A 16,321-nucleotide genomic window follows, 5' to 3' on the forward strand; every position below is an offset into this window, starting at 1 on the left:
TTGGGGGTTTGTTGACGGAGTTAACGAATTTCCGACTAAGATATTATAATGGCGGCAGCTCATACCTGCCGCCATTATAATAGAAAGCGTTGCCTCATGTCGGTAAGACTGGGAACAGCAAAAGGCAACTCAACAGACTGTACTAATTCATTTGACTGTTGGGGTTATTGAAAACGAAATGCGAGTCCCAGGTTTATACTGTAATCTGCAAATGCAGCATCTCCAACAGTGCGCGTACCGGTTAGATTGCTCCTGATTTTATCTGGTACACTTTGGGTTCTGTCGCGCACGAGCGCAACCGGTACATAGGCATAAGCCGTAAATGTTTTAAAATTGTAGTTCAGCCCGGGTTCAGCCGAAATGATATAACCCGGTCTTCTGAAACCGTTACTTCCACCAATAAGGTCGTGCACCGGAATACATTCATCTCTTACCCCAAGGGACGCATTCAAGTTCTTGAACTTTGCATTTACACCAAGGCGGATCATGTACTGGTCTGGAACACTCATTACAAAACTTCCGTTTGCAATGTTGGCTGCACTTGGCGTGGCACCACGGGCCGTGGATGTTCCATTTTGTTCCCGCGGGTTTACCAGGTAATAAAAGTTTCCATACAGGCTTAGTTTGTTTGAGAAATTATAATAAAGATTGGCTTCCGTGGTAAGTCCTGTTCCTCCGTCGCCCAGCTGTATCGACTGGTCGACCGGGGCAAGTACTTTTGTGCTGTCGTTGCGGTAAAAAAGATCCTGGTAGCGGTAATCGCCTGTGGCGAACTTGATACCGAGGCCAAGCTGCATATTGAACCGGGTCATCTTTGTTGGGTCAACAAGCCATCGATATGCTGCAACCCGGATGTCGCCTAATCCAACAGATGATGTGCTGTGGCGGGTCCTGCCATCGTGTTCGTATAACGAAGTACGGGTAGTAGCAGACATGGGCACATTAACCGCAACAGCCCAGCGGCTATTGATGTTTCTTACTAAAGTCAGGTCCAGAAAATTGGAGTAGTTACGTACATCGCTACCCTTTTCAACGCGTTCTTTTTCTTCGTGGTTTTCACGATAGTGCCTGAACGATTTGAAGTACCGGTAATTTGTTGAAAACTGCCAACCTTTTTCATGGCTGACGCCGGCTTGATTTGTACAAGAACTACCTCCATTGCGGATGGCTACACAACCCTGCGCATAGCCGGTATGTACGCTTGCAATTAAGGATACTATGAGTAATGATGTAATTAGATTTGATTGCATGTTAGTTAGGTTGAAAATGAAGGATTATTTTTTCATGCGGAGCTTTTCTACCACGAGCGCGCCAACTCTTTTGCCGTAGTCGCTGCTAACCACGCATGTTGGATGGAAGTGAATGCCGCCATAAAATCTCGCCCAATTGTTTTCGTCGGCTGCCTGCCTGAATGAACTAAACGAGCGGCTCTTAATTCCAAATTCAAGTTCGGAAGTATCAGTGTAGGCAAAGTTGTCGCCATACACACTGGTCAGTGCTTCGGCTGCTGCCGACGAACAAGTTGAATGTCCGCACGTGTATTCGGGAAACGGGGGTGTCTGCAAAAATGGTTGCCACGAAGGATCGATGTATTTGTTGATAATCGTTTCAGGGCGCGCAGTGTTGTAGCAATATTTCGCATCCCAACATTGGATGAACGCCTCAAATAGGGCGATGCTCGTTTTTGCATAAGCATATACGGTAGTCGCGAAATCAGCCCTCGCCGTTTTAGAGGCGATTCCAACGATGCTCATCCAATGCCCCGGAGGTGAAAACTTTTTTGTGCCATACATCAGGTGCCCCGATACATTCAGCTTGAACGGATTATCGTCCCAAAACTCGGCAATATGTTTTTGCTCTTCAGTAAGGTTTTCTATGGTACGCTTCGAGGTAATAACCTGCTTGTAGTATGCGCTGTTCGTATCCTTGATATTGAACTTAATCGGCGGGGGTGGAAAAAATTGCCTGGCGCTATCCATAACGAGGGTCCTGATCTTGTTCCAGTGCGGTTCCATTGCTGATGTATAAGCCGGAGGGGTTGGAATCCATCGGCCTTCTTCATCTGTAACGGTGTATCGTTCGGCACTCCTGGTTTGCGCGTAGTTGTCTTTTTTCGACCAGCGCAGGATAACAGCAGCAATGCTGTCGGCAAACTCAACAGACCCATTAACCACTGCTTTTGGCATGCCATGCTCGCGTGCAGTAATCTTCAAGGTGTCGGTATATTGTTGCATACTGCCTTCAGGAAACGTAACCGTTTCACCCAGCTTACAAAATGCAAGTAGCGCCGCAAACTCATAGTTGATTTCATCCTTCGGGGCTTTTGGCATATCCGGAAGTTCGCGTATCATTGTCGCAAGCGAATTGTACTGTTGTGGATAGCCCGCAGCTATCACTTCATAGGCAGCGATATTTGCGTACAGGTAATTGCGTGATGCTACAATCGGGCTGAAGTTATTGCCCATGACAACTGTATTTAACGCATGAACAGTTTTTGAATATAGTTCCGGGTTGCTAAAGACGGCTTTGTAGTCAGATTTAGAATTGCAGGCACACAACACAACAAGTGCAGTAAAGCACAGGTATAATAATCTCATATAAAACAATAAGTTGAAGATTGTGCACCGCTGGTGCACCTATGGGGAGTACCGGATCAGGCAGAGGGTTGTTCCGGGGGCTGTTCAGGGGAGGTGTGCGGTCTTGAAGCCAGGCCCGTTGAACACGACGCGAGAGCATGTGCAAGTGCCGGAGTTGACTGGCGAATACTTCGGTAGCTAAAGAGGCTATCGTCGTATTCTGTAAATAATTTTTTTACTACAATGGCAGATTTTGCACCCATCGGCACACCGGGATCGTCAAGGCCCGCTGTGGATTTGAATAGCTTGTTTACAGCAATAGTGAGGTTCATTTTTGCGGTGTTGGGAATACATTGCAGGAACAAAGTATCATTTTCCACTTTCCGCTTTACGTACTTGTACAGGATTCCGTCAACTTCAATTTCGCCATCAAAACGTTCATATTCCGGCCGGTTGATCTGGTAAGGTAAATTGACTGGTATTTTGATTTCAACGAGTGACTCATCATCGTAATTGCTGTTGTCAAATTTTATCTCCAGTTGTTGATCATTGTGGTTTTGAAGGCAGGAAACAAACAGCCTGTACCCTATGGTATTAAAAAGCATGATGCAGGCAAGTAGAGCTGGAGCGACTTTTCGCACAATCATTAGAATTGGTATACAATATACGACTATTTTGTTTGAAGTAAAATATCACGCAGACAACCGGCTTTGCCTGGAAGTGATACACCGTTTAAATGATTTATGGAATACAACAGGATTTCAAAGCATGTTTACACACGCTACATTGTCGTGATGATCTAAGATCAAGGCTGTTTATTGAAGTGCGTTCTTTTTGACCCAACAGGATTAATCTTATTGCAAATCGTTTCAAGCGCACTAACACCCTGGCGGCTCGCATGCGAGTATTGCAGTTACTTAAAGCAGCCTCGACTTCATAAGCCGCTTAACTAAATGACTTTGGTTTCAAATTTTAAACACGCAACGTATCGGGAAACGCGTTGAAGAGCGATCGATATTTGAACGGAGCGTCGCCACCAAAGTCCAATCAGGGCTATCCCGCCGGCTACCAAAGACTTTTGGTCATGTTCGGCATACGTCTTCTGTTGTATTAGTTTTTTATGCTGAATGTCTTTTTATCGATACCTACCCCTGTTATCGTAATGCTTTTCCATGCTGCGGGCAACTTTGATTTTACTTGTACAATACCTTTAGGTGTAATCTCCAGGCCGCCAAAGCCCATTAACATAGCTTGCAGCATTCCACCGGCACCGGTCGCAAAATAAGGGTTGGTTCCACCCCTCGTTTCAGCGATTACCCGGAACGGGGGAAGCAGGTTTGGCAAATAGCCGTCTTTAAACCAATGGAGTGCTTTTTCGCCATTGCCAAGTCTTGCATAAAGTAGCGCAAACACCGCTTGTGTCATGGCCGGGGTGCCCTCGTGCGGAACCCTTTTTTCATAATATTCAAGGTCTTGCCGGATACGGGTTGGATTAATAACTTCTTTTAACGGGTATGCAAGCAGGTTTACATCTGCCTGCTTTATACCCTCGCCATTGTAGGTTGCATGCTCGCGGGTTGTTCCGTCGGGGAGTTGAAGTATCGGAATGTTTTTGGACACCAACTCCCAATCCGCATTTGGCCCGATACCTAGAACTGCTGCGGCAAGTGCTGCGAATTGCAGGTTTGCCTTTGCCGCTGCATTTGTAAATGCGTTGTTATCTACATTTTCGGCCCATTCATCGGCAGCAACAACATTGCGGATATCGTATTTACCATGCCCATTTCTTTCGACCCTGCTTGCCCAAAAATCAGCCGTAGCAGAAAGTATTGGCCAACCCTTTTCGCGGAGCCATGTTTTATCCTGCGAAACGCAATAGTAGTTCCAGGCTGCAATGGCAACACATGCTGTGATGTGGTGCTCGAACGGACCACTCAGCGCCCAAACGGGTGTTTCTTCTACCCCGCTTTCAGCACTCTCCCATGGGAACATTGCGCCCTTATAACCACGATTGAAAGCATTACGCCGCGCTGCTTCAAGGCGCTGGTAACGATACTCAATCATACTCTTAGCCATGTCGGGATGAAGTACAAGTACGGCAGGATACATCCATAATTCGGTATCCCAAAATACATGACCATTGTAGCCGAGCCCCGAAAGCCCCATAGGCGAGGGACTCAAGGACGTACCCTCGCGTACAAACGAATAAAGGTGATACAACATACTGTGTACATCGTGTTGTGTTTGCGCATCGCCATCAATGGTGATATCACTCTTCCAAAGGTTGTCCCAGGCGGCGTTGTGAAAGTTGATCAGCCTTTCCCTACCCTGGAGTTTTGCGTAGATGGTCATACGTTCCGCTTCGTTGAGGGGATCATCATGATGAGCAGAGGTAATTGATGACCCTACAATCGAAAAGGTATATCGCTCGCCTGCTTTAAGCTTACGCGTAAACTTTACCAGGTGCATATTATTGTCCCACATCTCATGAATGATCCTGGGTTCATTGCCATGCGGCTCAGAAAACATGAATGTATTGGACGCGCACATCAGCAATTTGCCTGTTGGACTCCTTGCACTTGAGGTCAGCAGGCTGATGGTGGTATGTGGCCGGTCGATTTCGTTGTAATAGTTCTGAACTTCTTTAAGCGCATCGGGTGCTTCCATGACACTTGCACCTGTAATGGTGATAGCCTTATTGGCTTCAACCGTAACATCCATCAATACTGTAAAGGGAAGGTGCCGCAGCGAGTAGTAGGTGTAAGTTACGGAGGCATTTGCCGCCGAAAAAGAGGAAGTGAATGCGGCATGCCGCATATCAAGTTGCTGTTGCAGGTTTGTTGTGTTGCTTCGGTTTATACGTTGACCATCGATTTCAAGCCAGGCATTCAGCAAGTTGAAACTCCGGAGGAAATTACTTACCCTTCCACGCCCGTAAAGATCGTAGGCCCCCGCAAGAACAACATCCTTTACCTGCAAGGGTTCGGGTGAAGATACAATACCAATCATGCCATTTGCTGCAGTGATCCCGTGGTAGTTGGCAGCGTCAATACTTGGGGCAGTGATTTTCCAGGGATCCGGCGACTGGGCAGCTACATTACTTGAAATAATGAACAGGAGAAAAAACTTTTTCATAAGCAAGTTTTTTTTGGAGCGGAGGGAATCACATTGAAGATAAAGCGTCGTGATCAAAGTCCCTCGCATTTAGAGGGAATGTATGAATGTAAATCTTTGTGTTTAGGGGTTTGGGCGTACCTGCTTGATAAGTTGCAACAGCTCATATGAATACGGCGGAACATTAAAGTTGGTACAAGAGCAAGATGCAATACAAGGCAGGTTTAGCGATCGTATTATTTGTATGGGCAAGTCAGCTACAGTAAGTTTAATAAACTGGTAATTATACTGGCCGTAGGGTGTTGGATTATGTTAACTTTCTAATAGAAAAAGCTGCATTTATAGTTCAGAATAAAGTGCCATTTTGCTGATTGTCGTTATCGTTACAGCCCTTAATCGCTGGTTAACTCATTAAAAAACTGACCCATGAATAAATTATACTTATTTACTATCGTGCTCCTGTTTAGCCGGACCACTGCTATTGCACAACCAGGTACCCTTGACCCGACCTTTGGAGTTGGCGGGGTTGTACAAACCAGGATAGGAACGGGTTCTTTTGGAAATGCGATGGCTATACAAGCGGATGGTAAGTTAGTCGTTGGAGGGCGAGTTATTGTTAACAATAGTGAGGACTTTGGCCTTGCCCGGTACAATACCGATGGAAGCCTTGATCAAACATTTAATGGGAATGGAACGGTGTCTACCCCAATTACTCAATACGGCGACGTAATACTTGGCCTCGCGATCCAAACAGACGGAAAAATTGTTGCAGCCGGTTTTTCCAACAACTTACTGTCAAACGAAATCGCATTGGCAAGATACAATCCTAACGGAACGCTTGACTCAATGTTTGACTCGGACGGAATTATTGCACCTCCGCATACATTGAGGGGAAGAGTAGCGTATGATGTTGCGATACAGTCGGATGGAAAGATCGTTATCGCAGGAGTTACCACACCTAACACAGTCTCGATGTTCACGGCACGATTTAATCAAAACGGAAGCCCGGACTCCAGCTTTGGTGTTAATGGAATGACGACAACATCCCTGGGCACAGATCAGGCGCGAACCCTGGAAATACAAAGTGACGGTAAGATTCTCGTTGGCGGTCACATCGCTGCAAATGAAACTTTGAACTTCGGAATAATTAGGTATACCACGGCTGGTGTTCCTGACTCGAGTTTCGACGACGATGGCGTTGTAATTACAGATTTTGCTGGCAGCGGTGCCTACATTAATGACCTGGCAGTTCTCGCCGACGGAAAAATCGTTGCCGCTGGCTTCAATTACCTCGGCAATAGTGTAAACGAGTTTGCCTTAGCCAGATATAACCCGGATGGTAGTCCTGACCTGAGTTTTGATGTGGACGGGAAAACGACAACCCGTGCAGTAACCGCAAACGCAATTATCTCCAGCATCGATATACAGAGTGACGGCAAAATAGTTGCGGGCGGGTATGGCGGAACGCAGTTTGATTTTGTTCTGGCAAGGTATCATCCGGAGGGTAATCTTGACCCCACCTTTGGAGTCAACGGTGTTGTACACATGTCCATGTCGGCCCAGCATGATTTGATTGAAACCGTAAGGATACAAGGTTCGCGGATCTATGCTGCCGGCTGGGGCTCAAATAACTTTGTTGTAGCGGCCTTCCGCAAAGATGCGCAGGCTTTACCACTTGTACTTGTGAACTTTGTCAGCGTCTTGAACGGGATTTATGTTGATTGTAAATGGAGCACAGCGGCCGAAATGCATACCTCGCACACCATCATACAACGAAGTACCAATGGTATCAATTTTTCAGACCTTGGAAGGGTACTTGCGCAACGCGGGTCTTCACAGTACGAGTTTACAGATTATACCGTATCGACGTTGCCCGATGGAGCAGTTGTACACTACCGGCTCAAAATGACCGATAAAGATAGCAGCGTAACCTACTCGCCTACCAATACCGTTCGCCTCGGTAAACAACGATTTACAATCAGTCCAAATCCCGCAAAAGACTTTATCCGGGTAACCGGCAGGCAACTTAAAAAAGCACAGATACTGGACAACACCGGCAAACTCGTATTACAATTACAACCGGAGGGTAATCAAAAGCTGAACATCTCCGCGTTGCCTCCAGGAAGCTATTTTCTAAGAGCCATTGACGTAAATGGAGCAGTTACTGTTCAAAAACTGGTGATCAGGTAAGGTAAGTTTATGCCGACATTGGCCTAATCCTGCTCACTGTCGCGGATCAGCTTTGTTGTCGCCTGAGTAGAGATCCGGCGCATCACAGCTGAATGCATACATTTGTAAATGACCCGGCTTTATAGTATGCCCCAGTAGTACAGGATAACATCCGCCTTTCTTTTATGAAATTAAAATTGCCGATTGCTTTCCTGATCATCCTTGTGATCATATACTTTTTACCTATCCCGGTCTCGCAAACCCGTTCAATTATAATAGAAGGCTCATACGAGAAAGTTCAATACCTGCTTAACGATCTTCATCACTGGCGGATATGGTGGCCAGACCCCGCTGCTATTAAAAGCATCGACAACACCTTATTGGTGACTATTCAAGACCGTTATGTTTTGCAACGGAAGGAAGCGCTGGGTTTACAGCTATCAAACAATAAACAAGGGATTCTTCATACCATTAGCGTCCACCCGCTGAACGAGGCTACTACGGCAGTTTCGTGGCAGGTGAATAGTTCATTCAGAAACCTGGCAGGAGAAAAACTGGGGGCTTTCTTCGGAACTAGGACAAGTATACAATCCTGTTTAAACAGCTTAAAAAGTCACGTAGAGGATCCTGATAAATACTATGGTTACAACATCAGGGTTGTACCGGTAGAAGACACCCTGATAGTTGTAAATAGAATGGCTTGTTCGAAACCTGCAATCTCAAGTTGTTTAAGGGCATTATCTGGTGCGCTACAACGGGCACTTACTACAGCAGGATACACCGGCAAAGCCGAAAAGATGTTTTATGTTGATTCATCTAGAAATGATACCACTTTTGTGATGGCAGGTTTGTCGATTGAGAAGAGGGTTCTTGTTCGGCCGCCAATTGAAATGATGAAGATGCCAAAAGCGCACATCGTTGTGGGCGAATATGAGGGAGACTACGTCCATGTCGGTCGCATTCACCAGGCGATGTTAAGGTATATGAAGGATCATAACATTTCGCAGGTTGCCGTTCCTTACGAGAAATTTATGGTTGAACCGAGAAATGCAATGGACAGTCAGCACGTAAAATTAAAAGTTTATTACCCGCCTTATATTCCTTAGTTGTAGACTTAATATGCTAAGGAAAATATGTAACAAACTTTTTTAATTACCTGGTTATGCTAATGACCATTGTACTATCGTTGTTTCGCGCCAGCACGTAAGCGGATTTCTTTCCAATATTAAGTGCTCTTATTTTTCTGATCTCCCCTTTAATTGCGAGCCCCGGTAAATTTGAATGCCTGAATTGTCCGGTACCATCATTAACCAGCACGGAACCAAAATCGGCATCATACCTTCCTGTCTGGGCCGTGTTGCCATAGAAATTACCTCCGAGCAGTATATCAGGGTAAGCATCGCCATTAGCATCGATAACGGCAGCGTCGCGGTAGGTGGAGAGTTGGGCCTGCCATGGTAATGGCTGTATGTTAAAATTTAACTTGCCATCGTTTATAAGTATTGCATTTGCAAAATAATTTGCAGTGAGACGTTTAGCTTGCGCCAATTTGGTGGAAGAAAATATATCTGTCAGTGATGTTTTTGCAAAGTCTTCAGCATACAAGAACCTTTTTTTAAGAAAAGGCATTTGCTTTTGTAACTCGTCTTTGCCGGCAAACGGAATTTCCCGTCCATCCAGATAATACGTCAGCAGCTGATCATTTTTACCATTGTCATCAAAATCGTTGAAGTACAATTGTACCGGCGTTTCCTTGCCGGCATGAAGCCGGCTATTCAGACCCAGGTTACCGGCTACAAAATCGGTATCACCATCTTTATCAATATCAACAGGCAGCACGAAGTTCCACCATCCTGATAAGTCCGTAATTGTTGCCGGAATAAATTTTCCACCCTTATCCAGGTAGGCGATTATGCCTCCCCATTCCAGGGAAAGCAGCAGATCAGCCCGTTTGTCTTTATCAATGTCAATCCATTGAGCGCTGGTAACAAACCCCGGGTTTGCCAAGCCGGGTGCAAGCTGTTGGGTGACATCAATAAAGTGACCCGTACCATCATTTTGCAGCAAATAAGAATACGGTTTTTCACCATAGTTCCAGGGCACACTTCGTCCGCCCACAAAAAGGTCAGGACTTCCATCGTTATTGAAATCGTTTGCGGTCACACACGAAGCGGTTAAAAAAATTCCAGGGAATGCGTTGGGTAATTTAGAAAGTTTGCCCTGGCCATCGTTGATAAAGACAGATGGGGATCGCTGATCTTCCTGGCCGAAATATTCGTTTCCCCCACAAGCCAGCACGAGGTCGGGATGAGTATCCTTGTTTACATCAACCCAAATGGCATCAGTAAACTCAAACATGCTATCCTGTTCGAGTTCAGGTTGTATTATCTTTTTAAAACGGCTCTTGCTGTCCTGGAGAAATACGGCTGACTTGTAAGTTTTAGCGGCGCCAATAAAAACATCATCAAGACCATCGTGGTTTATATCCGCAACCGCCAGGGCAGGTCCTTCACGGGATATCATATGAGGAATCAGTGGCTCACGATCAAATTCATTGAAGGCGTTTTCCGTATGCAAATAATCTATCCCTGTTGCTGTTGTAATATCTGTAGCAATAACAGGTGCAACTATATGAGAGTTTTTAACGCGCGCATAGTCGAACACAGGTAGGCCTGGTTTGAATGACATTGCTACCCGTTTCCCCTCTGTTGAAGTTGTAATTGGCTGGTAAGTATTGTCGGGCCAGATGAGCAGCATGGAGTCAACCCGGGTTCCTGAAAGTCCGATGAAAAGTGGTATTTCCATACTTGACTGAAAGCCGTGCACCGGGTACTTCTCATAGGTGCGAACACCACCACCGGCATAGACCAACACTTTTGCGCCAATGGCATTCAGGTTTGTTGGTGGACCTTTGAGCTTGATTTCGAGGTAGTCGTTTGCCGGGTTTACAGCAGTTTTGTTTTCGTAAACCATCGCCGGTTCATCAATGTTGTTTACAACAATATCAAGATCGCCATCGTTGTCCAGGTCGGCGTAAATCGATCCATTTGAATAAGTCCCAACGTTTCCTTCTACCTCCACCCCAACATCACGGAAAGATGCGTGTTGGACGTTCCGGTAGAACTTATTGGGTATTTTGATCTGTGGAAATTTATTGATCAGGCTCATGTCTTTTTCCTGTAACCGGTTCGAGCGGATTTTTTCCTGGACTTCAACGTTCGACAAATAATTAATGTAATCGATATCGTTTAATCGCTTGGGTATACCGTTTGAAATAAACAGGTCCTTATAGCCGTCATTGTCAAAATCCATAAACAGGGGCGCCCACGACCAGTCGGTGGCATACACCCCGGCATAAAGTCCTACTTCGCTGAACATACCATTTCCACGGTTAAGTTGCAGGTTGTTCCTGGTGTACTGGTATTGATAGCCAAAACTCAGCTTAAGGTTGAATATGTTGTAATCGTCTTCTCCCAACGAGCGTTTTAGTATATAAGGGTCGGAAGGCAACATATCCATCGATATGATCTCGGGATGTCCATCATTGTTGATGTCTGCCGCATCAACCCCCATGCTATACTGGCTGGTGTGCATGAGCCGGTTAGATGACTCGTCATTGAAAGTACCGTCGTGTTGGTTTATGTACAGGTAATCATTTTCATGAAAATCGTTGCCGACATACATATCGGGATAGCCATCCAGGTCGATGTCGGATGCTACAGCTCCTAACCCATAGCTGATGGCAGTGCTGTTGATTCCGGATTGTTTTGTCACATCCGTAAAAGAGGCCGCATGAAGTTTTCCGGCCTTTAGTGATGACGTATACTCGTTGCGGTATAAACGATCACCTGAAAGGGGACTGTAAGTGCCCATGAAGTTTTTGCGCTCAGCAAACGATCCGTTCTGGTGAACAGAATGGTTCAAAAGGAACATGTCGAGATCACCATCCATATCATAGTCAAGAAAAACAGACTGGGTACTGAATCCCGAAAAATCAAGCCCATACCTATTAGCCTCATCTTTATACCAGGGTATATGATCTGCACTTATGCCCTGACAAACAAGTAGCTGGTTTTTGCTGCGTAGCGATTCGTAGTTGCCAACCCGGCAAACATAGATGTCAAGTAATCCATCGTTGTTGATGTCAACAACAGACACACCTGTTGACCACCCGGAGTCAGCAGGAATTTTCGCCTTAATGGTCTCATCGCGGAACACCAGGTTTCCATTGTTTAGGTACAGTTTATCAGCAGACTGGTTTGAAGCGAAAAAGAGGTCGATCAGGCCGTCATTATTAAAGTCGCCGGCGCCCACACCAGCCCCGTTGTAGTAATACATGTAATTAAACATGTTGAACTCGGCATGAGGCGTAAGCTTGTTGACAAAGTTTAGCCCGGTCCGCTCTGCGGGCAACACCTTGAACATGGTATGAACAGGGGTTTCGGGGCGACAGCCATTGCAAGAAAGGACGACTGCAAGTAACCAGCTGTAAAGCACAAGGGTCAGCAAATTGGGCAGGTGCATCAATCAACTTTTTTTTTGCACCCGTTTAGCAGGCGAATTCGAAAAGGGATATGTTGGAATTTTGTAAACAACGGGTTTATTGTCATTTTGCAGAATGAGGAGTAAGCTGGCCGACCGGGTATCAACCTGTTTAATTTCGCGCACTACACCCCTGATCTCAATCCCGGAAACTGCCGGATGCATAACTTCAAACCTGCCTTTACCGGCATTCACTAAAACGTCTCCAAAACTTGCATCGAGCCTGCAAAATTGTGGAAGAAAGTTAAAGTTATTGCCTCCAATAACGAGGTCAGGAAGCTGATCGTTATTGATGTTTTTTACAAGGATCGCGTTAACCGAAGAGAACTGTACAGCCGGGGGTAATTTACTGATTTCAAAAGTTGCATTTCCCCGGTTTAGCGCTACGCATGATGATGGGTAGTTGAAAATTTTTACAACAGCCTTTTCAAGATCAGCAGGTGGAAATAGTTGCTGGATGGACTTCACCGCAAAGTCCTGGTGCTTTAAAGCAAGCTTCTTGAGGTATGGGATCTGGTCCTCCATGTCTCTCTTCAAAAAAACGGGCATATCTTTTCCGTTGATCGACCTGGTAATAATCTTGTCAACTGAACCGTTATGGTCAAAATCGGCTATCCACAACTTAACCGGATTGGATTCATTGGGGCACAGGTAAAAGTTCTCACCAATATTTCCGAACACAAGATCATCCTTACCATCTCCATCGAGGTCGGCTGCAGAAACGCATTGCCACCATCCATGAAGCTTACCCAATGCGGTGGGCACCTCAATATAACGGCCGCCGGTAAAACTAAATACACGCGGTGCCATCCATTCACCGGTTAGCACCAGTTCTTTGCCACTGTTTCCCCAAACATCTGCAAAACATGCCCCGGTGATCATGCCAGCAAACGCCAGCTCTTTGTTCATGTTCAATGTTTGATCGATAAAGGTCCCATCACCATTATTCATAAGCAGGTAACTCTGCGGGGTCAGTCCATATATCTGGGGGGTACTCCTGCTTCCAATGAACAGGTCCTGGTCACCATCTTCGTCAATGTCATTGGCTACAACAACCCCGTTGTTCATACCACTGTTTGGAAGCGCATTCACATCAATCTTAAAGTTCCCTCGGCCATCATTTTTATATAAACGATTTTGTAGTTCTCTGCTTTCCGAGCTATGTTTGTTTCCACCCGAGCCAACAAACAAATCCTGGTCGCCATCTTTATCGCTGTCGAAAAAAAGCGAGGTCACGTCTTCAAAGTCCTGGTAGGTTGTAAAGTCCGTTGTTGGTTTTTTGCGGAATGACCCATTTGCATTTTGCAGGTATAGGGTACCACCCTGCCCCGCAGCCCCACAGATATAAACATCGTCAAGCTGATCTCCGTCTACGTCACCAACGGCGGCTCTTGGTCCTTCCCTTGAGAGCACTTCCGGAATTTCACGCTCAGCGTAGAAGTCGGTGTAGTTGTCTTCGACATGTTTTTCAAAAAAGTTGCTTACAGCGGTAAACAAGGGATCAGCTTTCGAGGGCGTGCTGAATGCCGGGCTCGACATTTTTGATTGCTGTATTTTCAAAGTTTTGTTGATCCCCGTTTTAGGATATACAGATGTTGTTGCATCCGGCCAGGTTATTACTACAGAATCTATATCCTTTATCGCGCCAAGCCCAATAACCTGTTTGTAGTCGACAGACGACTGAAAACCCCGGCATGGTATTAATTCGCGACAAAACAGCTGTTCGCCGGCATAAACCTTTACCTGGCTTCCAATTGCAAATGTATTCTTGCCCGACCCTTCCAGCACAAGACTGATGTAGTTGGCTTGTTTGAGCTGTTGCGAGTTGTTGCGATAAATAAATGATTGCTCATTGATGTTGTTGATGATAAGGTCATAATCGCCATCATTGTCGAGGTCGGCATAAGCGGCACCATTCGAAAAACACGGTTTATCGAGTCCCCAATCCACCTCACTTGAGATAAACTTAAGGTCTCTATTATTGCGGTATGCTTTATTGGGCAAAGGCGTAAGTGGTATTTTTTTGAGCAACTCTTCAACGCTTTCTTTTTTACCGGTAAGCACCATTTTTTGATTTACCTCGTTTGCAAAAAAATCCATGAAGTCGAGGTTTGTGACGTCCCGGGCAACACCATTGCAAACAAGGATGTCGTTCCAACCATCATTGTCCGCATCAAACATCAACGCGCCCCAGCTCCAATCGGTAGCCTGAACACCACTAAAAAAAGCGATGTCGGAAAACTTACCATTTCCGTTATTGAGTTGAAGGCAGTTTTGCACAAACTGGTGGTAAAAGCCAGCATTGAATTTGCTCCGGTATAGGTCGATGTTATCAAATGAGCCTGTTGTTTTTAGTCGATAGTCGTCGTACGGCAACATGTCTGTTGTAAACATATCGGGATAGCCGTCGTTGTTTACATCGACAATATCTGTTCCCATCGATGAGAAACTGGTATGCTGAATCCATTGCTCAGCTTCGTCTTTAAACGTTCCGTTTTGCTGGTTGATGTACAGGTAATCCCGTTCGTAAGAATCATTGGATACATATACGTCGGGCCAGTGATCGCCATTTACATCTGCTACTGATACACCTAGTCCAAAACTGATTAAACTACCATGAATACCCGCCTCTTTGGTGACTTCGGTAAAGTGGTCATCATCGTTTCGGTAAAGGTGATCCCCTCCGCCTTTCAGGAAGTCGGCAACCGGCCATTCTGCTTCAAAAAGGTCGCGTCTATTGGAATACCCAAGTTGGTTTACGGGTATTGGGCTGTTGTTAATTAAAAACATGTCGAGGTCACCGTCCCGGTCATAATCAAAAAACGAAGCCTGGGTTGCATATGCACTAATATCCAGCCCATACTGCGAAGCAGATTCTGTAAAAGTAAGATCCCGGTTATTGATGTAAAGTTTGTTTTTTCTTTTACCGGTAGACATGTGCCCCGAACTACATATGTATAGGTCCAGCCAACCGTCGTGGTTTATATCTGCGAAACTGATCCCGGTATTCCAAAGGCTATCTTGTCGCAACCCCGAACTTGCAGTAATATCATCAAAACGAAAATCACCCTTATTCAGGTACAACTTGTTCTCCCCCATGTTAGAGGTAAACAGTACATCGGCAAGTCCATCGTTGTTAATGTCGCCTGTGCCAACACCTCCGCCATTGTAGAAATTACGGAAAAGAAAACTGTTTTCTTTCGGTCCGTCCTGCACGTTATTGGAAAAGCTTATGCCGGTATTTTCCAATAATGAAAACAGGGGCTCTTTTTTCGATGGATTGCGACATGCCGCAAATAGTATTGCAACAAGGCCGCCGAAAAAATAACGAAAGCAGTCTCTCATACAAGGCATAAAACAATTCGCTTTACCAGGCTATGGTTGTAAACAGGTTCTCCGTTTGAAGATAGGTAAATCAATGTCTAGAATTTAGTTTTTCGAAATTGAAGGCGTGAACTATAGCCCGTAGATAGTTCCAGGCACTTGGGCGACGCACCGTTCTTTACCCAGATGCATTCTCCGGGCTATGGCAGCTCTCAAATGTTAATGCCGGGAAGAAGACTTAAATAGTTGAGCCACCCGTGAGCGTCCCGTCTGTAGCCGTATCGATTGGGGAAAAGCCAAAAGCCTGCATAGGTAAAGTTGTGCATCCCGTGGCATTCGCAGGTAACTATACACCATTCAATGTCGTTTAGTTAAGCCGATTGTAATTTGTTTGCCCAGCTACTCCCAATCGTACAAGAGTGTCCTTATAAGCACGCTGATGTTTCCTGGATTGCAACTTTGGGGTAATTTGTAAACCCAAAAACCCTTTGCAATTAAGACCGTTACGCAAATTGAATGCTTACTTCAAACAAGAGTGTGGTTCTGACAGCTTTTTGAGTTTCAAATTGACCGTTAGAGGTCCTATAGAAGAGTAA

Annotated in this window: 8 protein-coding genes; 2 read left to right on the top strand and 6 right to left on the bottom strand. The window is 45.5% G+C overall.

Annotated elements, in window-relative coordinates:
• Positions 1–164 precede the first annotated feature (164 nt).
• From EXU57_RS04405 to EXU57_RS04420, 4 genes are all read right to left on the bottom strand, one after another.
• Positions 165–1,250, bottom strand: a complete 1,086-nt coding sequence (locus tag EXU57_RS04405; RefSeq protein ID WP_133266927.1) for a hypothetical protein — start codon at positions 1,248–1,250, stop codon at positions 165–167.
• A gap of 24 nt (positions 1,251–1,274) precedes the next feature.
• On the bottom strand, positions 1,275–2,465 hold the full coding sequence (locus tag EXU57_RS04410) for a vanadium-dependent haloperoxidase (RefSeq protein ID WP_243745496.1): 1,191 nt from the start codon (positions 2,463–2,465) through the stop codon (positions 1,275–1,277).
• 188 nt (positions 2,466–2,653) lie between these two features.
• Positions 2,654–3,223, bottom strand: coding sequence for a hypothetical protein (locus EXU57_RS04415; RefSeq protein ID WP_133266929.1), 570 nt, complete (start codon positions 3,221–3,223; stop codon positions 2,654–2,656).
• A gap of 463 nt (positions 3,224–3,686) precedes the next feature.
• Entirely contained in the window at positions 3,687–5,711 is a 2,025-nt protein-coding gene (locus tag EXU57_RS04420; RefSeq protein WP_133266930.1) for a glycoside hydrolase family 65 protein, read from the bottom strand.
• A 405-nt stretch (positions 5,712–6,116) separates the two neighbouring features.
• Between EXU57_RS04420 and EXU57_RS04425 the strand changes: the two genes are divergently transcribed.
• Positions 6,117–7,880 (top strand): T9SS type A sorting domain-containing protein, encoded by a 1,764-nt coding sequence (locus EXU57_RS04425; RefSeq protein ID WP_133266931.1) that lies wholly within the window; start codon positions 6,117–6,119, stop codon positions 7,878–7,880.
• A gap of 164 nt (positions 7,881–8,044) precedes the next feature.
• Positions 8,045–8,965: a hypothetical protein gene (locus tag EXU57_RS04430; protein WP_133266932.1), complete on the top strand. Its 921-nt coding sequence runs from the start codon at positions 8,045–8,047 to the stop codon at positions 8,963–8,965.
• A 46-nt stretch (positions 8,966–9,011) separates the two neighbouring features.
• Here the strand turns inward: EXU57_RS04430 and EXU57_RS04435 are convergent, their stop codons facing one another.
• Together EXU57_RS04435 and EXU57_RS04440 are read right to left on the bottom strand one after the other, a co-directional pair.
• Positions 9,012–12,383, bottom strand: coding sequence for a VCBS repeat-containing protein (locus EXU57_RS04435; RefSeq protein WP_243745497.1), 3,372 nt, complete (start codon positions 12,381–12,383; stop codon positions 9,012–9,014).
• Between the two features lie 3 nt (positions 12,384–12,386).
• Positions 12,387–15,746: a VCBS repeat-containing protein gene (locus EXU57_RS04440; protein WP_243745498.1), complete on the bottom strand. Its 3,360-nt coding sequence runs from the start codon at positions 15,744–15,746 to the stop codon at positions 12,387–12,389.
• Positions 15,747–16,321: the final 575 nt, after the last annotated feature.

Origin of the sequence: Segetibacter sp. 3557_3, assembly GCF_004354985.1 — a bacterium.
GTDB lineage: Bacteria > Bacteroidota > Bacteroidia > Chitinophagales > Chitinophagaceae > Segetibacter.